Origin of the sequence: Idiomarina sp. 28-8 (assembly GCF_000320945.2) — a bacterium.
Taxonomy (GTDB): Bacteria; Pseudomonadota; Gammaproteobacteria; order Enterobacterales; family Alteromonadaceae; genus Idiomarina; species Idiomarina loihiensis.
In genome coordinates, this window is sequence record NZ_DF266793.1 from 81,924 (window position 1) to 103,611 (window position 21,688).

The window sequence follows — 21,688 nt, forward strand, 5'->3', positions numbered from 1 at the left end:
CTCCCTATGTAAGCATAAGCTGACAGTTATCGAGTTTAACTGTCAGCGTTATCGATTTTTATCGCTTTCTTTAACCCTATGATTCAACTATGGTTAAGGCATAACGATGATAAAGGAGGGTTTATGAAACAGTTAAGCGTTATTGGTTTAGACCAGAAAAAAGCAGAACAACTTGGTGACAAGCTCAATGAGCTACTTTCAAATTACCAAGTTTTTTATATGAATGTTCGCGGTTTTCACTGGAACATTAAGGGCGAGCGTTTTTTTGAACTGCACGCTAAATTCGAAGAGACCTACGACGATTTACTGCTTAAAATTGATGAAATTGCAGAGCGTATTTTAACTTTGGGTCAGCGCCCTCAGCATGCTTACTCAACTTACATCAAGAACAGCGAAATTGAAGAAGTTAAAGATGTACACGACGGTCGTGCCTGTGTAGCCAATATTCTGGATAGCTATCAGACCACCATTCGTTTGCAGCGTGAAATTCTTGAAATTTCTGATGAAGCAGGCGATGAAGGAACCAACGCGTTGATGAGTGACTACATCAAAGAGCAGGAAAAAACAGCCTGGATGCTGACGTCTTACATGGGCAATTAATCGCTCCGAGAAGTAACAATAAAAACGCCCCGGTATTCGGGGCGTTTTTTTATGTCGATAATGACTAGAAAGTGTAATTCAACCGAGCGTAGTAGTAACCACCGTTAATACCGAACGGGAAAGTTTCCCAGCCATATTTAAAGCCCGCATCAGAAAATGGTGAACCAGCACTGCCCCATTCGTCGGGGTAAGTGTCAAACAGGTTATTCGCACCAATACGAACATTTAAACTATCAGTAAAGTCGTAACCAATAGAAAGATCAGTTAACCACTTACCGCCCCACTCATGACGCACACCGGTAAAGGCTTGCCCTTCAACAGGCCCAAAGTAATTAAAGGCTAAATTCACATTCCAGGCATCACGAGTCCAGTCACCACTTAACGTTGCTTTCTCACTGGGTTGTCCCTCTTCAAGACGCAGGACTTGAGTGTCGTTGAAGATCTGTTCCCCCGGAATTAATGAAGAGACCGAATTCACCTGCTCTACATCGGTATTCATAAAGCTCATTGCGGCAGTTAAATTCAAATTGCCGTCCATAAACTCAGTCGGGTAAGACGCGATCACATCCAGACCTGTGGTTTTGGTGTCAACAGAGTTGGTAAAAAACTGAGCGGCGCCCAGGTTATTATCCTCCAGAATTTGGCCAAACTCCGCACCAACATCGGCCGTCAGAGATTCCGATAACACAATGCGATCATCAATATTGATTTGATAAAAATCCATGGTCAGATCGAAACCGTTGTTGAAACGCTTTATAAGACCCATACTTATGCTTTCAGACGTTTCTTCTTCCAGCTCGTTAATACCAAACTGACGTGCGACTTCGTCATCATTAGCAATGGTCCCGGTTTCTACCAGAGTGCCATTAACAATGTTAGTGGATACCTGACTGTAATAAATTTGCTGTACACCAGGAGCCCGGAATCCGGTCGATACTGTGCCACGCACAGAGAGGTCACTGTTGATATCATATCGGGCAGACAGTTTACCGGAAATATTGTCTCCGGCTATGTCATAATCTTCGTAGCGTAAAGCCCCGGCTAACAAGAAGTCCGGCGTTACATAGTATTCTGCATCGACATAAGCACCATAACTGTCACGGTCAGCATCTACCGCCTGGCTCGGACTAAAACCCGGAAAACCTTGTATGCCGGCTTCAGCAGGGTCACCAGATGGGGTTAGGATTTCAATGCTGGGATCATTAGCTCTGCCATAGGACCAGGATACCGGGTCACCAGGGTTAATTTGATAGCCGTCACGGCGCATCTCTAACCCCACCGCCAGATAAAGCAGCTCATTTGCGATATCAACCGTACCATTAAAATCTAAATTGAATGTCGTCTGCTCAAAGACCAGTTCGCCATCGAAAGCCTCTGTTGGTGTTTCGCTGTAAATACCGCCGTCCGGACTTGGTTCGTAGTACCAACTTACATTTGCAGAGTTTGACGAGTTAAAGCCAAATTCATTTTTACCGTAAACCACACTGGCATCCCACAACCAGGCGTTAGGCAGGTCTCCGCGAATTCCAACAGCCAACGATTGATCATCCGCTTCGGTCTCTAGTTTCGGCAGAAAACCATCGGGGTAAATTGCTTCTATGGTTCTCGGGTGTCCGCGTCCGCGGAAGAAACCTGAAGAGCCACCGTCACGGCTGGAGATACCACCAAAAGCATAAAGCTCTGTCGTTTCACTAAAGTTATAACCGGAATTAAACCAGGCGTATAAGTTCTCCGAATCGGCATCACCAATATGCAGACGAACCACAGGGTCGCCGCTGGGCGATGACCAGTCTCCTATGAGCGATGCTTCAGCTGGAGACGCCCGGTTCGTCATTCCCCGGTCACGGTACTCCAACGTGCCGTTGAAAAAGCCGTTGTCTGACTCAACACCAAAATTAACGCCAACAGTATTAACTTCGCCATCACCCTCGTAAGTTTGGCCTATTTCAGCGGAAACACTGCCGCCTTCGGAGCTTTCAGCGTGATATTAATGACCCCGGCAATGGCATCAGACCCGTATTGAGCCGCCGCACCGTCTCGTAGAATTTCGACGCGCGCAACAGCGGTAATTGGAATGGCGTTAATGTCGTAGCCTGCCGAGCCTTTACCAATGGTCTCCTGGACGTTCACCAGAGCTTGTTGATGCCTGCGTTTACCGTTAACCAGAACCAGAACCTGATCCGGATTGAGTCCGCGCAGTGTTGCCGGACGAATGATGTCAGAACCGTCAGAAATGGTTGTGCTGGAAAAGTTAAAAGAAGGCGCACTCATTTGCAGGGCTTTACCGAGTTCAGTCGCTCCTGTATTTACGAGTTGCTCTGCAGAAATAATATCAATTGGCGAAGCCGATTCTGTCGCTGTTCTGCCATTAACCCGCGAACCCAAGGTGACAATGCGCTCCATAGATTCGTCAGACTCTGCATTAGCATCCGCTTGTTGCGCAAAACCGGTACCCGGGATTGCTAACGCTGCTGACATTGAAATGGCCAAATACCCAAGTTTAAAAGATGCTCTGCTCATAGTTCTGCCTTACTTTTGTTGTTTTTTTGTTTTAAACGAGACCAGCTTTTTAACAAGTACAGCCATTTCATTGGCTTGGGAATATACCAGATGATATAAATCAATATTTGTAAGGAAACTTGCGGATCTGACAGAGTGCTTTATATTGATAGTTGTAAACACAACAAAAGGAAGACTTTATGACTCGTATCGTAGGTATTGTTCTATTAGTTGTTGGCGCTATTTTATTGTATTTCTCATATGAGGCCTCACAATCAATTGCCTCTAGCGTATCAGAAGTGGCTACAAATGAACCAACTGACAACACCATTTGGTATTTAATTGGTGGTGTTGCCGCAGTTATTATTGGTCTCTACGCGGTCATTCGCGGAAAGTAACCTAGTAAACGTGGTTAGCCAGACGTGTCGTCTGATACGTCTGGCAGTCTTAAGGCTGTAAGGGTAGCAAGTAAGCCAATAGCTCCCAGTACCCATAAAACGGCAGCAACGCCATAAGCAGCATCAACCCACCCCAGTAATAAACCAGCTAAAAGCACTACCCCCATCACGGTATTAGATACCGCCGTCAGTTGCGCCCGGTTATCTTGCGTTGCCATATCAACCAGATAGGTTTTTCTGCCAACTCGTGCTCCATGATGCGCAACCGCCGAACTGAATAAAAGTAATGCCGCAATCCACTGCGCGCCCAGCGCCTCAGGTATCCAGTAATAAAGTGCCAGCGCAGCCGATATTACCAAAGTCGACATAACGGAAGCTGCTGCCATCACATGGTGACTGGCAGAATCGGACCAACGACCCCAAAAGCGCCCCGCCAACAAACCGGCAAGCCCACTCGCTAGCATTAAACTGCCCAGACTAGTCAGTTCGGACTCGCCTTCGCGCTGAATTAGAACCACGATATAAGGAATAGCAAAAGCGGCGGCGACTAGTAACGCCCGCGAAATGACAAAGTGTCCAAACTGACGATCCTGCCACAGCAAAGACATTGATTTCAGTGCTTCGGTCAGCGCGTTACCACCGCCCTCGGTTGCACCGGCAACCTCAGGAATGCCCGCATAAAGTAGAGCCGCAACAAACCAGAGCACAACACCGGCACCTAGTAGTCCAATAAATAATGAGCGCTGACCTTCCATATCAGGTGCAAATATAATAACGAGTGCGGTTAACAGTGTGAGTAATCCGGCGGCGGACGCTGCGACACCGGACATTCGTCCACGGCGCGTTTTAGATACCGTTTTACCGGTCACATCCTTATTCGCCACAGAACAAATGCCTCGCGACAAGCTAAATATTGCCAATAAAACAACCACAGACCAGCCCAGTGCAGATTCATCTAAAGTTGCTACCGCAAACAACATAGCCAGCAACGAGACTGCCTGACCGACACTGCCCGCAACCCAGAACCATTTGCGTACCGGCTGCTCACGGAGCTTTTGAGCAACAAAGAGCTGAGGTAATAAAGCCAGAGATTCCCTTAAAGGCACTAAAGCGCTAATAAACACCGCCGGAGCGCCCAGCGAGCTCAACATCCACGGCAATACAAGGCGCGCGCTGACTAAGCTGTCACCCAGTTTTGTCAGAGTTAACGACAACAACATCAAAACGAATGAACGCGGTTGCTCGTTACAGGCAGACTCAGGAATATCTTTACAAACGCGAGCATCTTCGTCTTCAGCTAAGTAGCCGTAAACGCGTTCAGTCAGTTTTTTATCAGTCATGGCAAAGTGTTCACTTTAAGAAAGGTGTCGAAATAGATGCTGCCATACTTTATTCAACCATTCCACAAACTCAAACCATTGCGCTAAACGCTGCCGATCAATTTGATAATGGGCTATTTTTTCGTACTCTGTTATTAAGCGAACCGAGGCTTGGTCACTGAGTTCATTCACGACAATTGCACTGGCAATATCAAACAAGGGGTGGCCAATACCCGCGTACTCCCAGTCAATAATCCGGATAGGATCGGCCATTAAAATATGATTCATAGATAAATCGTTGTGGCATAACACCGGATAACTGAGCCAGTCCTCTAACAAGGGTTGCATGGGTACCAATTTCTGGCTCATTTGAGCAGCAACCGCCGAATTGACCGAACGCAACTGCTGCAAATAATGCTCGACCCGCTCAGACATAGACCAGGCCGGAATATCAACTCGTGTATTGTGGATTTTCGACAGCGTTTCAGCCAGTACAGTGGCTTTAATCAAAGGCGACAGCGTAACTTGCTGTAAAGACGGAGCCTGGTAGTAAGGCTGTAAAAACCAGCCTTGCTTAGCATCGTAAGCTAAAACTTCGGGGGCAAGAGCCTGTTGCGCCAGCTCTTTTTGTATAGATACTTCCAGCTCACGGTCAACCGCGAATACCTGTTCATAGCGCCAGCGTTTTAACACATAATCTTCTGTATCTGTTCGCAGTCGCAACGTCTGATTAGACTGCCCGGAAGCAAGCAGTTGTATTTCGCAGGGCCGGCCAATCACCCGGCTTCACTCGCAGATTTCAGCGAAATGTCATGGCGCCAGCGCCACATGGCATAAATCACCAGTATCAGATAAACCACGAACAACAAGGCGGTGGCGACAAAGCCTTTGCTGGCGTACAAATAAACGTAAACACTGTCGATAACCAGCCAGTACCACCAGGTTTCATACGCTTTTTTGGTAACCAGCCAGGTGGCCAGCAAACTGAATATTGTGGTGTAAGTATCGAGCCATACTGCGTCTGCGTCGGTATAAACCGAGAGTAAATAAGCAATGCCTGCAGCCAGAGGAACCAACCACGCCCATTGCAGCAGGTGCCAACGAAACGGGTATTTCGCGCCATCAGGACTCTCCTTTGCTGCGCTTTGCTGACGCTGCCATTGCCACCAACCATAGCCTGCCAACGCAATGTAGATTGTTTGCAGCAAAGACTCCATATACAACTTACCTTGCCAGAACAAGACAGCGTATATAGTACAGCTGACCGCCGCCGCAGCCCAGCACCACTGGCGCTGATGTGCCGCCAGAACTAAATACCCCAAAGCCATGACTAAAGCCGTCAGCTCCCAGGGGGAACTGACCATCAACTGCTCAAGCCAGGATTCGAGCAAAGACTCAGGCATTATCCGGCCTTAAGTCTTTGTTAATAAATTTACAAACCAGAACATTCGAAGGCACATTCTGGAAAAGCAGCTCCATTTCTTCACCCATAATGCGCATAACGTCCTGCATTTCACCAAATACTTGCGTACTCATGGTGTTGGTCAGAACCGTTAGTTCTGAATGCTGATTTAAGCGCTCAATAAAATCTTTAATGGTATCCAGGTAATTTTCAGCCAGTGGATACAGCGACATTTCTACTGAAACTTGCATATTAAGCTCCCTTAAAACGATTTTCTGACAGTGATACCAAAGCGACGCGGTTCACCGTATTGGACGTAAGTTTCCGGCACATACTCCTTACGAGGGTCATTACCAAAGTAAAAACCGCGAGTTTCGTAGTCTTCATCCGTTAAATTACGCCCCCATAAGCTAAAGTGCCAATCCTGATAATGATAGTTTAGCGCAAGGTGCAACACTGCCATGCTGTCCGCTTTTTGGTTATGCGAGTCAGAGAAGTAGAACTCGTCTTTCGCGTCGGCCTGAATCACCCACTGGAAGTTCTCGCCTAACCAACCTTCAAAGCCAATATTCAACTGATAATTAGGCGCTTGCGCTTGCTCCCGCCCGGTCATATCGGTGCCGTCTTCGGTAACAAAACCTTCAATTTCGGTTTTTAACCAGCTGGCCGAAGCGAAAACCGCCAACCAATCCGTAAACTGATTGCGAATTTCCGCTTCCAGACCGTAACCTGTGCCTTCAGCGGCGTTCTCAATGTAACCCACAAATGACTGGTCTCGGTTTACCCAGCCCTTGAGCTGCACATCGTCACGCCAATGGTAAAATGCGCTGACTCTTGAGGTTAAACGCCCATCGGCACTGCTGCCTTTTACGCCAAACTCGGTACTCCAGAGCGTTTCCGGAGCAAAGGTTGAGCTGTCTAACAAGTAGTTTTCTAATTCTTCCAGACCCTGATCTTCAGCTTTTCCTAAAGCTTCACCATTAACGCCACCGGCTTTGTATCCGCGCGCCAGAGTCGCGTACAGGTAACTGTCGTCAGACGCCTGATAGCGGACACTGAAATTACCACCCACCATGGTGTCTTCAGGTTCAGCGGTAATACCGCGACTGTCGAGGTAGTCATTGTCGTAACGTTCTACCCGCAAGCCAGTTATAGTACTAACCCGGTCACTCCAATGCTGAGTTAGCTCACCATAAATAGCAACGTGATTGCTATCATAGTCGCTGTTGAAAATGCTTGGCTGGCCTAAGTCCCAGTTAAAATAGTCACGTGTCAGCTGAACCGATTTGTCGTAATAGTACAAACCTAAAACCCATTCGCTATCAATACCAAACAGGCTTTCGGGCTCGTCGGATACCCAGCGAACTTCGGCGGTTTTGTCGTCACGGTCGCGGAAGTACGCGTCAAAAGCTGAGTATTCCCAGCCCGGAGCGATACCTTCATAGGTCCAGTCTTCGTCGTAAGCGTAGCCGGTGTCTGCATCCAGGTAGTTAACAGACATTTCCAGACGGCTGTTGTCAAAACCCAGGTAACTGAGCTGCAAGCGCAATGCCTGACTTTCTAAGCGGTCAAAACCCGGTTCATCGGACAAAGTTTCGCGGGTGTTGTCGAGACTAAACGCATCGTAGCCATTGTCGACATCGTTATAATGCAGAACCGTTTGCAGCAGCCAGTCTTTACTGAGCTCGGTATCCAACTTGAAGCGCGCAGTGAGTTCGTCGCGCTGCTCCGTGTCATCACGCTCAAGGTAAGTGTTTTCAATGTAACCGTCTTGCTGAAACTGGCTGACCGAGAAGCGGGCGTTACCTAACAGCCCTAGGTTTCCGCCCATAGCAAGGCCGCCCATGGCTTCGGAATAGTTGCCTGCTGATAGCTGAAACTGGCCGTTAAAGTCGCTGCTCGGTGCGGTGCTGTCCAGCAACAATAAACCGGCCATAGCGTTCACGCCAAAACGTCCGCTTTGCGGACCGCGAAACACTTCCACGTGATCAATATCGAAAAGCGATGCGGCACTGCCTAATCCGCTGTAATCAATACCATCAATTATCAAACCGACCGAGGGCGTTACAGGATCAACAAACTGAGAGCGCTCGCCAATACCACGAATTTGAATAAACCGAGCCGTGGAAGTACCACCCGAGAAATTCACGTTGGCCAAACTGTTCAGAGTGTCTTGTAAATGCTGTGAGTGACGCTGTTGCATCGCATCTTTATCAATAATAGAAACGCTGCTGGTGGTTTCATTTAAGGTGCGGCGGTGAAAGTCACCACTCACTTCAATAATTTCAATGTCTTTTGTATCTTGTGTGTCCTCTGCTGCAAAGGCAAAAGCGGGAACACTGGATAACGCAGCGGCAATGCTGGCTGCTAAGTATGAATTGATTATTTTCATGGATCATTTCCTCAAAACAAAGTCAGAAACGATCCGGTAAGGCTGTATTAGACGGGTTTTCTACCATCCCTACGCCAGTATTAACCGGATCAGGTTTTAAGGGTTCGCTAATGCATCTCAGCCGTTGCCGGCACCCCTTGGTAAAGCGGCGTCAGTATAACGCAGCTTGTTAGTTAAACAAATTTACTTTCAGTGCAATTAAATAAAGGACAGAGCGTCGCCGTAAAGGTTTTCTAACGGTACGTCTTTAGCGACAAAGTCGTCGCGAATAACGCGTATCATTTCAAAACGGCCAGCCATGTAAATTTCACACTCAGGCAGACTTTGCTCACGGGCCATAACCGCGTGGTGCACTAAACCAATAGAATAAGCCCAGTTGTTATCCGCGTCTTCGACCACCGGGTGATAATCAAAGTGCTCGTACTGGCTTGCTAAGCGTTCCAGTTCGTCATGCAAATACAGGTCGCTTAAGCTTTTTGCACCCCAGTAAAGTGTCAGAGGCCGCTCTGGCGACACACGTAAATGTTGCTGCAAAATAGAATAGGTATACGAGAAACCGGTGCCACCAGCAATTAACACTGCCGGCTTAGTGTTTTCCTGACGGTAAAACGCAATACCGTCCGGCGCATCAATTTCTAGTTCCCCATCGTCACGCACTTTATCCAACACTTCCATGGCATAGCTGTTGTCCGGCGTAGCGCCAACATGAAGTAACCACTCACTTTTATTGGACGGGCACGACGCAATACTGAAAGGCCGCTTATCGCGTTCGCCCATCACCACCATAAGGTACTGGCCTGCTTTAAACTCTAACGGCTGCGGCAATTGTAAACGCACTTCCCACACGGCATCCGCCAACTGGCGCGAAATTTTAGCTTTACAGGTCATTTGTTGACTCATTCACGACTCCATAATATTCAGTTCGTCCCACAGCTCGTCAACACGCTGTTTTACCTCATCGCTCATGACGATTGGTTCGCCCCACTCACGGTCGGTTTCACCCGGCCATTTATTGGTGGCGTCCATTCCCATCTTTGAGCCCAGTCCGGAAACCGGTGAAGCAAAATCAAGGTAATCTATTGGCGTATTTTCGACCAGGGTCGTATCACGTGCCGGATCCATCCGGGTTGTCATAGCCCAGATAACATCTTTCCAGTCACGCGCATTTACGTCGTCGTCACACACAATCACGAACTTGGTGTACATAAACTGACGCAAGAAAGACCAGACACCCATCATCACACGCTTCGCGTGACCCGGGTACTGCTTCTTCATAGTGACTACGGCCAAACGGTACGAACAGCCTTCCGGTGGCAAATAAAAATCGACAATTTCTGGGAATTGTTTTTGCAGCAACGGAATAAAAACTTCATTTAAAGCAACGCCCAGCACCGCAGGTTCGTCCGGTGGACGTCCGGTATAGGTGCTGTGGTAAATAGGATCTTTGCGGTGGGTCACATGAGTCACGGTAAACACCGGAAACTCATCCACTTCGTTATAGTAGCCGGTATGGTCGCCATAAGGCCCTTCTGCCGCCATTTCACCCGGCTCTATGTAACCTTCCAGAATGATTTCAGCGTGCGCAGGTACTTGTAAGTCGTTACTGAGACACTGCGTTACTTCGGTTTTGCTGTCGCGCAACAAACCGGCAAAGGCGTATTCCGACAAGCTATCAGGCACAGGGGTTACCGCACCCAAAATAGTCGCAGGGTCTGCGCCCAAAGCAACTGACACCGGGAACTTTTCGCCCGGATGCTGCTGGCACCATTCCTGGAAATCCAACGCGCCGCCGCGATGCGACAACCAGCGCATAATAAGCTTATTCGGACCCAAAAGTTGCTGGCGATAAATGCCTAAGTTCTGACGTTCTTTATGCGGACCTCGAGTTACCGTAAGACCCCAGGTCACCAAAGGCGCAACGTCGCCCGGCCAGCAGTGCTGAATAGGCAGCTTGGTTAAGTCAACGTCGTCGCCGCTCATAACCACTTGCTGGCACGGTGCCTTTTTAATGCTTTTTGGCGACATACTCAGCACTTTTTTGTACTTAGGCAGTAAATTCAACGCGTCGCGAAAGCCTTTAGGAGGCTCAGGCTCTTTTAAAAAGGCCAGCAATTTGCCCACATCCCGTAAAGCGGTTACTGACTCCTGACCCATGCCTAAAGCCACGCGGTCGGGTGTGCCAAACAAATTAGCCAATACAGGCATATCATGGCCTTTCACGTTTTCAAACAATAAGGCCGGGCCTTGTGCTTTTAACGTACGGTCTGATATTTCGGTAATTTCGAGGTAGGGATCGATCTCTTGTTGGATGCGCTTAAGTTCACCGCGCTCCTCGAGGAGCGCGATAAAGTCACGCAGATCTTGATATTTCATACGCCACTTAACTGTTGCGTTGACGTTTCATCGATTCGAAGAATTCGTCATTGGTTTTGGTCATCTGCAGACGGTCAATCAGGAATTCCATGGCCTCAACTTCGCCCATTGGATGCATGATTTTGCGCAGGATCCACATTTTTTGCAGCTCGTCCGGCGTAGTCAGCAACTCTTCGCGACGCGTACCTGAACGGTTGAAGTCGATGGCAGGGAACACACGGCGTTCAGCCAACTTACGGTTCAGATGCAGCTCCATGTTACCGGTACCTTTAAACTCTTCGTAGATGACTTCATCCATTTTCGAGCCGGTATCAATAAGCGCGGTTGCAATAATGGTTAAACTACCGCCTTCTTCTACATTACGCGCAGCTCCAAAGAAACGCTTAGGTTTGTGCAATGCGTTAGCATCCACACCACCGGTTAACACTTTACCGGAGCTTGGAATAACGGTGTTATAAGCACGGGCAAGGCGAGTAATTGAGTCCAGCAAAATCACTACGTCTTTTTTGTGCTCAACCAGGCGCTTGGCTTTTTCAATAACCATTTCGGCCACCTGAACGTGACGGCTGGCAGGTTCATCAAAGGTTGAAGCAACCACTTCGCCATGTACAAGACGGTGCATTTCGGTGACTTCTTCCGGACGCTCATCAATCAACAGAACAATCAGTTCAGCATCAGGGTGATTCGCCGCAATAGAAGTTGCAATATTCTGCAATAGTAAGGTTTTACCCGCTTTTGGTGGCGCAACAATAAGACCACGCTGGCCTTTACCTATTGGCGCTGATAAGTCCAGTACCCGCGCAGTGATATCTTCTTTACTGCCATTGCCGCGTTCTAAGTGAAAACGCTCTTCCGCGTGTAGCGGCGTTAAGTTTTCAAATAAGATTTTATTGCGGGAGTTTTCAGGCTTGTCGAAGTTAACTTCGCGAATTTTCAGCAGGGCAAAATAACGTTCGCTGTCTTTCGGTGGGCGAATTTTCCCGCCAATTGTGTCACCCGTACGCAGGTTAAAGCGACGAATTTGGCTTGGCGAGACGTAAATGTCGTCCGGGCCAGCCAGGTAAGACGAGTCGGCTGAACGCAAGAAGCCAAAGCCATCCTGCAAAATTTCCAGCACACCACCGCCGTGAATGTCTTCACCGCTTTTAGCGTGAGCTTTTAAGATAGCAAAAATGATGTCTTGCTTACGTAGGCGGGCCATATTCTCAAGGCCCATTGAGTCCGCGAGCTGAACCAGCTCGTTTACGGGTTTATCTTTAAGTTCTGTTAGATTCATAGGAGGGTTTTCGAGTTATCGATTGAACACAAAGCCTTTTTTTAATTTGACTCTAGAAAGTAAAACAATTGGAACATTCGGAATTCGCGAAGTGCGAAACCAGAAACAGACGTTTCATTTAAAAACAGGTTAACCGGTGGAGTTGGTGAACCCGTATGAACAGTTAATGAGCAGAAGTTATCACCAAAAAAGCGATTCGTCCAGTTTTCTCAACAAAAACGGCGCATAACACGCCGTTTTTTGACAATCATTAAATATGCTGGTCTAAAAACTCAGTCAATTGAGCACGTGATAATGCGCCCACTTTCGTTCCGACAACTTCGCCGCCTTTAAACAACAATAACGTTGGAATGCCACGAATATTGTACTTAGGTGGAGTTTGTTCATTATGGTCGACGTTCAGCTTACCAATAACTAATTTATCAGCGTACTCGCTGGCAATGTCATCAAGAATAGGCGCTACCATTTTACATGGTCCACACCACTCAGCCCAAAAGTCGACTAATACGGGTTTATCGGAATTTATGACATCAGCATCAAAACTGTCATCACTTAGCTGAACTATTACGTCACTCATGGTACTCTCCGCTACTTTCTTCGCGTGGAAATATTAGAATAGTATTATTTCTGTTTTTGAATACAAGCGCAAACTGATATGCTTATAACTTATGACTAAAAAACATCTTACAGAAACTCGCTTTGCTGATTTGGCGCTTCACCCCAAAATCCAGCAAGCAATATCCAGTGCCGGATTTGAGTATTGTACTCCAATTCAGGCGTTAAGTCTGCCCGTTGCTCTGTCTAACCGCGATGTTGCTGGTCAGGCTCAGACAGGTACAGGCAAAACCTTGGCATTTCTGCTGGCTACTTTCAACCGCTTAATGCAGAACGAATCGTCCGAAAAAACCGAATCGGGCCCACGCGCGCTGATTATGGCACCGACTCGGGAGCTCGCTATTCAGATAGCTCACGACGCGGATGCCCTCATTGAGCATTGCGGTTTGAAAATGGGCGTAATTTACGGCGGCGAAGGCTACGAAGGTCAAAAAGAACAACTGGCTGCACAACCAGACATACTGGTCGGCACCACGGGTCGTCTTATAGACTTTTATAAGCAGGATCTATTTAGCCTTAAAGATATTGAAGTTGTGGTGCTGGACGAAGCCGACCGCATGTTCGATCTGGGCTTTATTGATGACATTCGTTACCTGTTACAGAAAATGCCGGATCCATCCAAACGTCTGAATCTGCTGTTCTCTGCAACCTTGTCTTATCGTGTGCAGGAACTGGCGTACGAACACATGAATGCACCGACCAAGCTCGAAGTAGAACCGTTACAAAAAACGGCCACACGGGTAACTGAAGAACTGTTTTATCCTTCTAAACCCGAAAAGTTTCCGTTGCTACTGACATTAATAGAAGAAGACTGGCCGGATAAAGCCATTGTTTTCGCCAACACCAAGCACGGTTGCGAGAAAGTGCATGGCTGGCTGGTCGCGAACGAGCACCGTGCGGGTCTGTTAACCGGTGATGTTCCGCAGAAAAAGCGTTTACGCATTTTGGAAGACTTTGCCGAAGGAAAGCTCGACTTTTTAGTTGCTACCGATGTCGCAGCACGTGGTCTGCACATTCCTGAAGTAACCCATGTATATAATTTCGACTTACCGGATGACTGCGAAGACTATGTTCACCGTATAGGCCGCACAGGTCGCGCAGGCGCCAGTGGCGCTGCAATAAGCCTGGCGTGCGAAGAGTACGTATACAACTTACCGGCTATTGAAGACTATATTGGTCACACCATTCCGGTCACCAAATACGATGGCGATGCTTTGCTTTCTGATTTACGACGTCCGCGTCCAATTCAGCGCCGTCGTCGTCATAACTCAGGCGGAGGCAAGGGCAAACCTCGCGGCCGTCGCTCGGGACCTCCGCGCAACGCGTCATAATATGCCAGCCAAAAAGCGCAAACTTGCTGCCATCGACATGGGATCCAACAGTTTTCACCTGTTGATGGCAGAAGTTTCAATGACGGGGTTCTTTCCTAAACCCCGGATTCTTTCCCAGCATAAGCAGAAAGTTCGTTTAGCCGACGGCTTGAACGACAATGACAGCATAGACGACGCTGCCATTTCCCGTGGCATAGATTGCCTTACTCTGTTTGCCGAAGAGCTTAAGCGCTTCCAGCCTTTTGCAGTAAAAGCGGTAGCAACTGCGGCGCTGCGCAAAGCCAGTAATCAGAAAGAACTTCTTGCACGCTTTGAGTCGACATTAGGCTTCCCCATTGAAGTTATTACCGGAGAGAGTGAAGCTGAATTTATTTATGCCGGGGTTTGTAGTGCGTCACAATGCCGGGATAAAGTTCTGGTTATTGATATTGGTGGTGCCAGTACTGAGGTTGTAGCCGGTAATGGAACTCAGGCCAATGTGCTTCATAGTCTGGATATGGGCTGTGTGGTGTTTCAAAACCGTTTCTTTAAAGGTGGAGAAATTAACCCGGATAATGTAGAGCTGGCCATTCAGGCCGCTACCAAACTTATTAGGCCCTACATCGCTGATTATCAGCAGCATGGATGGCTACGAGTTCTTGGCGCCTCAGGTACTTTTCGTGCACTTACTGAAATAGCGGCGGCAGAGAAACAACCGGGGCTTACTCAAATCTGGTTAAGTGAACTGATTCAGCGTTGTATCCGGCAGGGGCAAGTTGAGTGTCTGAATTTTGCCGGATTACGTGATGACCGCCGCACTGTTCTAATGGGCGGAATCACTATACTTTTGGCGGCACTGAAAGCACTTAGTGTGGACGATTTTGAGGTGACTACAGGCGCGTTACGCGAGGGGCTACTCGCGCAACTTGCCAATGAAATAACAGCTTAGCCTTTCTTCGTTGCCAGACGTTCAGCTACCGATTTTGCAAAGTAGGTAAGAATGCCGTCAGCACCTGCCCGCTTGAAACCCAGCAAACTTTCTTCAATAACGTCCTGACCCAGCCAGCCATTTTTAATGGCCGCCTGGAGCATGGCGTATTCACCACTGACCTGGTACGCAAAAGTCGGCACGCCAAAGGTATCTTTTGCACGGCGCACAATGTCTAAATAAGGCATGCCCGGCTTCACCATCACCATGTCAGCGCCCTCCTGAATATCCAGTGCAATTTCCTGCAGAGCTTCGTCTGAATTAGCCGGGTCCATCTGATAGGTCTTTTTGTCAGCTCCCTTCAGATTGCCGGCAGAGCCGACCGCGTCGCGGAATGGGCCGTAAAACGCGCTGGCATATTTAGCCGAATACGCCATAATTTGAGTGTTGATAAAGCCTTCGGCTTCCAGTGCTGAACGAATAGCGCCAATACGCCCGTCCATCATGTCCGACGGAGCCACAACATCTACTCCGGCACGCGCGTGAGACACCGCCTGCTTTACCAGAACCTCAGTGGTAATGTCATTGACTACATACCCGCTGTTATCAAGAATGCCGTCCTGACCATGGATGGTAAAAGGATCCAAAGCAACATCGGTCATTACTCCTAGCTCCGGAAAGTCAGCTTTTATGGCTTTGACTGCACGCTGAGCCAGACCGTTATCGTCATAAGCCGCCTCAGCCATCTCCGACTTAGCCGAAGCAGGAGTCACCGGGAATAAAGCGACCATAGGAATACCTAACTCAACCAACCGAGCGCACTCTTGCAACAACAGGTCAATGCTCACACGGTCAACGCCGGGCATTGAACTGACCTGCTCACGCTGATTCTCACCTTCGAGAACAAACATAGGGTAAATTAAATCGTCCACGCTTAATTGGTTTTCTGCCACCAGCCGGCGGCTAAAGTCATGGCGGCGTAAACGTCTTAGGCGTCTGCCCGGGAAAGCACCCTGATTTGTCATTCTTGACTCCTGATTGATTACTGCACCGCTAATCTGTCACGGCCTTCATGTTTAGCCGCATATAGCGCGTCGTCGGCGGCTTTAAAAAGCTCATCTACATTATCAAAAATACGTACGCTAGTGGAGATCACACCAATACTTAGCGTGATCTTAAGCAAACCAGCATCGGTTTTAAATTCGGTATTACGAACCTTTTCCAGTAACTGACTGGCAAAAGCTTCAGCCTCCTGAAGGTCGGTTTCCGGCAAAATAATGGCAAACTCTTCACCACCATAACGGCAGACAATATCAGCGGCTCGTTTAGCGTGCTGCTGCATCAATTTTGCCAACTGCTGCAGAATCTGGTCTCCGGCAAGATGACCATAGGTATCGTTAACTGGTTTAAAATGGTCGACGTCGACCATCAGTAATGCAAGCGGTAACTCGCGGCGTAATGTGCGCCGCAGTTCACGTTCCAGATGCTGTTGGAAATAACGGCGGTTATACAAACCGGTCAACGGATCTTCCGTATTCTTCTGTTCCAGCTCTGTGTTAACGTCCTGGAGCTCGCGCAGAGCAACTTGTAGCTCGAACGTACGTTCATCAACACTTTCTTCCAGCTCGCGGTTATGACGTTGCTCGGCCTGCAGCCGCTCTTTACGTTGCTCGCTGTAGCGTACGGCCAGAACCCAGGACAACAGCAGAATTTCAATACCTGAACCTATCATAATGGCATGACGCTGAATGAACATGCTGTCGATGATGCCCAGATACCCGAGAGAATTCACAACTACAGAAACGAGCAAGCTACACCAGGCTAAGGTGAAAATGCGGGCGTAAACAAAACCCTTACGCCACATATATACGCCCACAACCAGCAGGAATAAACAACCAGGTACAGCTAAACTCAACAACACATGAATGCTAACTCGATAGTTGGCAAAAATAGCAATTAGCAGACTCAAACCAGCAAGGAATGCCATCACCATTAACCCTCTGCCCCAAGTGTATCGATAACGTTTTAGTTCAAGGAGCTGATAAGCAAACAAGGCAGCGGTCAGAAAGGTTAGACTACCAAATATAGGAATTCCCTTATCCTGCAAATACAGAGAGTCAGGCCATAAATAATGAAAGCCAAGCCCCTCTAATGACAGCATCAATCCGGCAAAAAATAACGTGTAAAGCGAATACACACCAAATTCGGGCTCGCGCGATGCAATAAAACCGAAAAGGTTATAAACCGCCATACAAAGCAGTACGCCAAAGTAAATTCCTTCGGCAATACGACGATTCATTTGTGTCTCAAAAAAACCAACTTCGGTACGCACGGCAATAGGCAAACGCATTGAACTTTGCGTATTGGTCTTGATATAGATTTCACCGCCGATGTCGTTGGGTAAAGGAACCGCAAATTCTGACGTTGGTATTGGACGCTCGTCGAAAGGCAAAGTGTCACCCATTCGATAAGTTCTTACCCCTTCCGGACTCATGATATAAATGGTCAGCTCATCGAGCAAAGGGTAGGCAATATGCAGAATACGGTCGTAAGGCTTAGCCTCGAGTTTAAAGCGAAACCAATATTCATCCGTGGTGTAACCAAAGGAGGCCCGGTCTGTATCCAGCTTACGCCAGTCAGTTGGAGGTAAGCTTTTTGCGGTTTCTAAGTCCAGCTTTTGCTGACTGTTAGTGTATTCAATTGACAGTTCTGACTGGCTCTCAGGAAGTATTTGCGCTGCCGCAGCGGATGCAGAAAAAAGCAGAGCCACTAGAGCTAAAAATAGCCACAGCAGTGCACTTACTCCGGAAGTTTTAGTCACTGTTCTCTCCCAGCCCGAAAAACCGTTCCGTATTAGCATAGGTCAGCTCGGCTAAATGCTTTACCGACACGTCAAGATAATGAGCCAGAGCTTCTCCAACTACTGGTAAAAGCGCAGGCTCATTCATTTTAGGACGCGGCTTCAGCCCCCGCGGTAATAAAAACGGTGCATCCGTTTCAAGTACCAACCTGTTCAGAGGCAAATACGGCAAAGCTGACACCAGTTCCTGGTTACGTCGCTCATCACATACCCAACCGGTAATGCCAAACCAATGGCCTCGCTCGGCATAACGGTTCAGAGCTTCAACGCCACCGGTAAAGCAATGAGTTAAGCAGGGTGTTGAGTCATTACAATACTGGTTTAACAGCTCTATTTGAAGGTCGATTGCATCGCGTTCGTGCAAATACAGCGGAAGGCTTAGCTCGTTAGCCAGCTCAATTTGAGCAACGAATACTTCTTCCTGAACATCGCGGGGAGAAAAGTTCCGGTTGAAATCCAGACCACATTCGCCAATAGCCACAACATAAGGCAACCCGGCCAATTCCCGTAACTGCTCTTTGTAATTTGCTGGCGCCTCGCCGGCGTCGTGTGGGTGAATACCCACGGTCATCAGCAACTTCTCAGGAAACTGCTGACACAATTTAACGGCTTGCTCAGCCTCTTCAATAGAGGTCGATATAATCAGCTGCTTTTTCACATTGTCCTGCTCTGCACGAGCCATAACCCCGTCCAGATCGCTCAACAACCTTTTGTTGGTTAAATTCACTCCGGCATCAAACCACATCGTCGTCTTCCTGCTGGGTGGGTGTATACCAACGGCTAACTTGTAAGCCTAACTCAAACAACAACCACATAGGTATTGCCAATAACGTTTGGGAAATAACATCGGGTGGGGTTAGCAACATACCAATAGCAAACGCACCAACAATAATGTAAGGCCGTTTTTTAGCCAGTGACTCACGGGTACAGGTACCGGTCCAGATCAACAGCATAATGGCAACCGGCGTTTCAAAGGCAATACCAAAAGCAACAAAAATAGCCAGAATAAAGTCCAGATAACGGGAGATGTCGGTGGCAACCGTGACCCCCTCCGGCGCTGCACTGCTGAAAAATGCCATGGCAAGAGGCAGAACCACAAAATAGGCAAAGGCAATACCGGCATAAAACAGCAAAGTGCTGGTAGCCAAAAGCGGAATTACTAAGCGCTTCTCTCGACCATACAAGCCCGGCGCTATAAAGCCCCATATTTGCCACAGTAAATAAGGGACGGTAAGAGCCAGAGCCACGACCAAAGTTAATTTAAAAGGGGTAAAGAACGGCGCCGCAACGTCTGTGGCGATCATTTGCGAACCAACCGGCATGTTCATCAGCAGGGGCTGGGCGACAAAATGATAAATATCATTGGCAAAGTAAGCGAGCGCAGCGAACACAACCAGAATAACCAATACCGAGCGTAATAGTCGGCTTCTGAGCTCCAGCAAATGATTTAATAAAGGGGAGTCACTCATTACCTTTACCCACATCGGTTCCGGGTTTTTCTTTGGGTTCGGAATCTGGCTTAGAATAGGGTCGCTGAACCTCTTCTGCCGCACTTCTTAATTCGACTAGCGAGCGTTGCAGTTCCGGACTTAAATTTTCAAGGTCCTGACTCTCAGCTTGTTTCAAATGTTCGTGCAGCTCTTTAATACGCAGTTCATGGTCAAGCTCATTCTGTACTTTTTGAGAGTACTGCTTAATACTCGACAAGGTTCTCTGAAAGCCACGAATAGCCGAAGGCAGGCGCTCGGGACCAAGCACCAGCAAGCCGACTATCACAATCAGCAATAACTCCCAGAAACCAATATCGAACATTTAAGATTTCCCGGATTTATCCGAATTGGACTTATCGTCATGTTCTTCTTTGTGCTGCAAAGAGTCGTCTTTATCTTTGCTGTCATCTTCGTCGCCCATAGACTTTTTAAAGCCTTTTACCGCATTACCTAAGTCTGAACCCAGGCTACGCAGACGCTTGGTGCCAAACAGCAATACAACAATGACCAACAAGATGAGTAACTGCCAAGGTGATACACCCATGTTATTTCCTACCGTTTAAGTTAAACAAATTCACTATTCTTTGTTTTCGGGCGAGTGCGCCAGGCCATAAGGCCCAGCAGTACAGTGACAATACCCGCTCCAATCGTCACTTCTGAAAGCTCAGTCTGGTTCCAGAGCAGAGTCGTACAAATTAAGCCGCTGCCGGTTAACACAGTCCAGAACAGCGACGTCGATGCTTGTCTTTGTGTTAATAACTGCTGCTTACGTAACTCTCGCTCGCGCTCATCAATATTATGTTGTTGACGAAGGTTTTCATACAACATCATTGGCATTTCCGGCAGTTTTTCCGCCCAGTACGGCGCGTTCTCTTTTACCGACCGCACAATCGCCCGCCAGCCCAGCTGTTCCTTCATCCAGCGTTCAAGGAAGGGTTTTGCCGTTTTCCATAAATCCAGCTCCGGGTACAACTGACGCCCCAAACCTTCAATGTACAACAGGGTTTTCTGCAGTAATACCAGCTGCGGCTGAACTTCCATCTCAAAGCGTCGCGCCGTATTAAATAAGTTAATCAGCACATGCCCGAATGAAATTTCCGCCAACGGCTTCTCAAAAATAGGTTCACAAACCGTTCTTATGGCAGACTCAAACTCTTCAATATTGGTGTGTTTGGGTACCCAGCCTGAATCAACATGCAGCTCCGCAACTTTGCGGTAATCGCGGTTAAAAAATGCCAAAAAGTTTTCAGCTAAATAACGTTTGTCGTCGCGGTTCAGAGTTCCGACAATACCAAAATCAATACCAATGTAGCGCGGATTCAATGGGTCATCTTTCGCCACAAAAATGTTGCCAGGGTGCATATCGGCATGGAAAAAACTGTCGCGGAATACCTGAGTGAAAAAGACTTCAACACCCCGCTCAGCCAGTTTTTTCATATCTACGCCGCGGGCTTTCAGGGTGGCAATATCACTCACCGGAATGCCATCAATGCGTTCCATTACCATCACGTTGTGGCGGCTGTAGTCGCTGTAAACCACCGGAATGTATAACATGTCGGAGTTTTCAAAGTTGCGCTTCAGCTGTATCGCGTTACCGGCTTCGCGCATTAAGTCCAGCTCATCCAGCAGGGTTTTGCGATACTCTTTAACCACTTCTTTAGGTTTTAAACGCCGCCCGTCGGGCAAATGGTGTGCAGCTACCGAAGCCAGGGTTTCCATCAATTCTAAATCCGCATTAATGGTCTCGCGAATATCCGGGCGAATAACTTTTATGACAATATCCGTTAACTCACCGTCTCTGGTCTTCAGTTTCCCGGTGTGCACCTGAGCAATTGACGCTGACGCTAAAGGCGTTGTGTCAAAATCTGAAAAACAGTCATGGATGCTCTGCAAGCCTAAGGACTTTTCGATAATACGCTGTGCGGCATGACCATCGAAAGGAGGAACTTTGTCCTGCAGGCGTGCCAGTTCAATTGCAATATCAGGCGGTAATAAGTCGCGGCGGGTTGAGAGCATTTGCCCGAACTTGACCCACACCGGGCCCAGCTCTTCCAGTGCCAGTCTTAAACGCACACCGGCAGGCTTGTCTTTATGCTTATTAGGCAACCAGAAAAAAGCATGGCGGCCTAAACGGATAGTCCAGGGCAACCAACCCGCAGGGATAAGATCATCTAACCCGTAACTCAGTAGTGTTTTGGTGATTTTGTAAAAGCGGCGCGTCCGCAT

Annotated in this window: 22 protein-coding genes and 1 riboswitch; of the genes, 4 read left to right on the plus strand and 18 right to left on the minus strand. The window is 48.0% G+C overall.

Going from position 1 to position 21,688, the window contains the following annotated elements:
- Nucleotides 1-123 precede the first annotated feature (123 nt).
- Nucleotides 124-600, plus strand: coding sequence for a Dps family protein (locus tag RJ32_RS12470; RefSeq protein WP_011235578.1), 477 nt, complete (start codon nt 124-126; stop codon nt 598-600).
- A 64-nt stretch (nt 601-664) separates the two neighbouring features.
- Here RJ32_RS12470 and RJ32_RS12475 read toward each other — a convergent pair whose 3' ends face one another.
- Together RJ32_RS12475 and RJ32_RS15250 are read right to left on the minus strand one after the other, a co-directional pair.
- Entirely contained in the window at nt 665-2,434 is a 1,770-nt protein-coding gene (locus RJ32_RS12475; protein WP_235598959.1) for a TonB-dependent siderophore receptor, read from the minus strand.
- A 107-nt stretch (nt 2,435-2,541) separates the two neighbouring features.
- Nucleotides 2,542-3,120, minus strand: coding sequence for a TonB-dependent siderophore receptor (locus RJ32_RS15250; RefSeq protein ID WP_235598960.1), 579 nt, complete (start codon nt 3,118-3,120; stop codon nt 2,542-2,544).
- A gap of 179 nt (nt 3,121-3,299) precedes the next feature.
- Between RJ32_RS15250 and RJ32_RS12480 the strand changes: the two genes are divergently transcribed.
- A complete protein-coding gene (locus tag RJ32_RS12480; RefSeq protein WP_034822665.1) occupies nt 3,300-3,497 on the plus strand; it encodes a DUF3185 family protein in 198 nt (65 codons plus the stop codon).
- A 14-nt stretch (nt 3,498-3,511) separates the two neighbouring features.
- Here RJ32_RS12480 and RJ32_RS12485 read toward each other — a convergent pair whose 3' ends face one another.
- From RJ32_RS12485 to trxA, 9 genes are all read right to left on the minus strand, one after another.
- Nucleotides 3,512-4,837: an MFS transporter gene (locus RJ32_RS12485; RefSeq protein WP_034822667.1), complete on the minus strand. Its 1,326-nt coding sequence runs from the start codon at nt 4,835-4,837 to the stop codon at nt 3,512-3,514.
- Nucleotides 4,838-4,852: 15 nt separating this feature from the next.
- Entirely contained in the window at nt 4,853-5,596 is a 744-nt protein-coding gene (locus RJ32_RS12490) for a phosphotransferase (protein WP_034822669.1), read from the minus strand.
- Nucleotides 5,593-6,219, minus strand: a complete 627-nt coding sequence (pnuC, locus tag RJ32_RS12495; protein ID WP_011235582.1) for a nicotinamide riboside transporter PnuC — start codon at nt 6,217-6,219, stop codon at nt 5,593-5,595. Before pnuC ends, RJ32_RS12490 begins: the two co-directional genes overlap by 4 nt.
- Complete coding sequence (locus tag RJ32_RS12500; protein WP_034822670.1) at nt 6,212-6,469, minus strand: YkoF family thiamine/hydroxymethylpyrimidine-binding protein; 258 nt, start codon at nt 6,467-6,469, stop codon at nt 6,212-6,214. Before RJ32_RS12500 ends, pnuC begins: the two co-directional genes overlap by 8 nt.
- Before the next feature lie 11 nt (nt 6,470-6,480).
- The gene (locus RJ32_RS12505; RefSeq protein WP_034822672.1) at nt 6,481-8,610 is read right to left on the minus strand and encodes a TonB-dependent receptor; all 2,130 of its coding nucleotides are present in this window, start codon (nt 8,608-8,610) and stop codon (nt 6,481-6,483) included.
- A 49-nt stretch (nt 8,611-8,659) separates the two neighbouring features.
- Nucleotides 8,660-8,758: riboswitch (TPP riboswitch) on the minus strand.
- A gap of 50 nt (nt 8,759-8,808) precedes the next feature.
- Complete coding sequence (gene fre / locus RJ32_RS12510; RefSeq protein WP_034822674.1) at nt 8,809-9,510, minus strand: NAD(P)H-flavin reductase; 702 nt, start codon at nt 9,508-9,510, stop codon at nt 8,809-8,811.
- Complete coding sequence (gene ubiD / locus RJ32_RS12515; protein WP_034822675.1) at nt 9,511-10,983, minus strand: 4-hydroxy-3-polyprenylbenzoate decarboxylase; 1,473 nt, start codon at nt 10,981-10,983, stop codon at nt 9,511-9,513.
- A gap of 7 nt (nt 10,984-10,990) precedes the next feature.
- The gene (rho, locus tag RJ32_RS12520; protein ID WP_011235587.1) at nt 10,991-12,259 is read right to left on the minus strand and encodes a transcription termination factor Rho; all 1,269 of its coding nucleotides are present in this window, start codon (nt 12,257-12,259) and stop codon (nt 10,991-10,993) included.
- Between the two features lie 250 nt (nt 12,260-12,509).
- Nucleotides 12,510-12,836, minus strand: a complete 327-nt coding sequence (trxA, locus tag RJ32_RS12525; protein ID WP_011235588.1) for a thioredoxin TrxA — start codon at nt 12,834-12,836, stop codon at nt 12,510-12,512.
- 91 nt (nt 12,837-12,927) lie between these two features.
- Here trxA and rhlB point away from each other — a divergent pair, with 91 nt between their 5' ends.
- Nucleotides 12,928-14,205 carry an ATP-dependent RNA helicase RhlB gene (rhlB, locus tag RJ32_RS12530; protein ID WP_011235589.1) on the plus strand — a complete coding sequence of 426 codons (1,278 nt, stop codon included), beginning with the start codon at nt 12,928-12,930 and terminating at the stop codon, nt 14,203-14,205.
- Nucleotide 14,206: 1 nt separating this feature from the next.
- On the plus strand, nt 14,207-15,133 hold the full coding sequence (locus RJ32_RS12535) for a Ppx/GppA family phosphatase (RefSeq protein ID WP_011235590.1): 927 nt from the start codon (nt 14,207-14,209) through the stop codon (nt 15,131-15,133).
- On the opposite strand, the gene hemB is transcribed toward RJ32_RS12535, so the two are convergent.
- The 7 genes from hemB to ubiB are packed head-to-tail and all read right to left on the minus strand — an operon-like array spanning nt 15,130 to nt 21,688.
- The gene (gene hemB / locus RJ32_RS12540) at nt 15,130-16,137 is read right to left on the minus strand and encodes a porphobilinogen synthase (protein ID WP_011235591.1); all 1,008 of its coding nucleotides are present in this window, start codon (nt 16,135-16,137) and stop codon (nt 15,130-15,132) included. The two genes, RJ32_RS12535 and hemB, sit on opposite strands and share 4 nt — an antisense overlap.
- A gap of 17 nt (nt 16,138-16,154) precedes the next feature.
- Complete coding sequence (locus RJ32_RS12545; protein ID WP_011235592.1) at nt 16,155-17,933, minus strand: diguanylate cyclase; 1,779 nt, start codon at nt 17,931-17,933, stop codon at nt 16,155-16,157.
- The gene (locus tag RJ32_RS12550) at nt 17,926-18,717 is read right to left on the minus strand and encodes a TatD family hydrolase (protein ID WP_034822683.1); all 792 of its coding nucleotides are present in this window, start codon (nt 18,715-18,717) and stop codon (nt 17,926-17,928) included. Before RJ32_RS12550 ends, RJ32_RS12545 begins: the two co-directional genes overlap by 8 nt.
- Entirely contained in the window at nt 18,707-19,441 is a 735-nt protein-coding gene (tatC, locus tag RJ32_RS12555; RefSeq protein WP_082815468.1) for a twin-arginine translocase subunit TatC, read from the minus strand. Before tatC ends, RJ32_RS12550 begins: the two co-directional genes overlap by 11 nt.
- The gene (tatB, locus tag RJ32_RS12560) at nt 19,434-19,784 is read right to left on the minus strand and encodes a Sec-independent protein translocase protein TatB (protein ID WP_034822687.1); all 351 of its coding nucleotides are present in this window, start codon (nt 19,782-19,784) and stop codon (nt 19,434-19,436) included. Before tatB ends, tatC begins: the two co-directional genes overlap by 8 nt.
- Entirely contained in the window at nt 19,785-20,006 is a 222-nt protein-coding gene (gene tatA, locus RJ32_RS12565; protein ID WP_011235596.1) for a twin-arginine translocase TatA/TatE family subunit, read from the minus strand.
- Nucleotides 20,007-20,026: 20 nt separating this feature from the next.
- The gene (gene ubiB, locus RJ32_RS12570) at nt 20,027-21,688 is read right to left on the minus strand and encodes a ubiquinone biosynthesis regulatory protein kinase UbiB (protein WP_201029220.1); all 1,662 of its coding nucleotides are present in this window, start codon (nt 21,686-21,688) and stop codon (nt 20,027-20,029) included.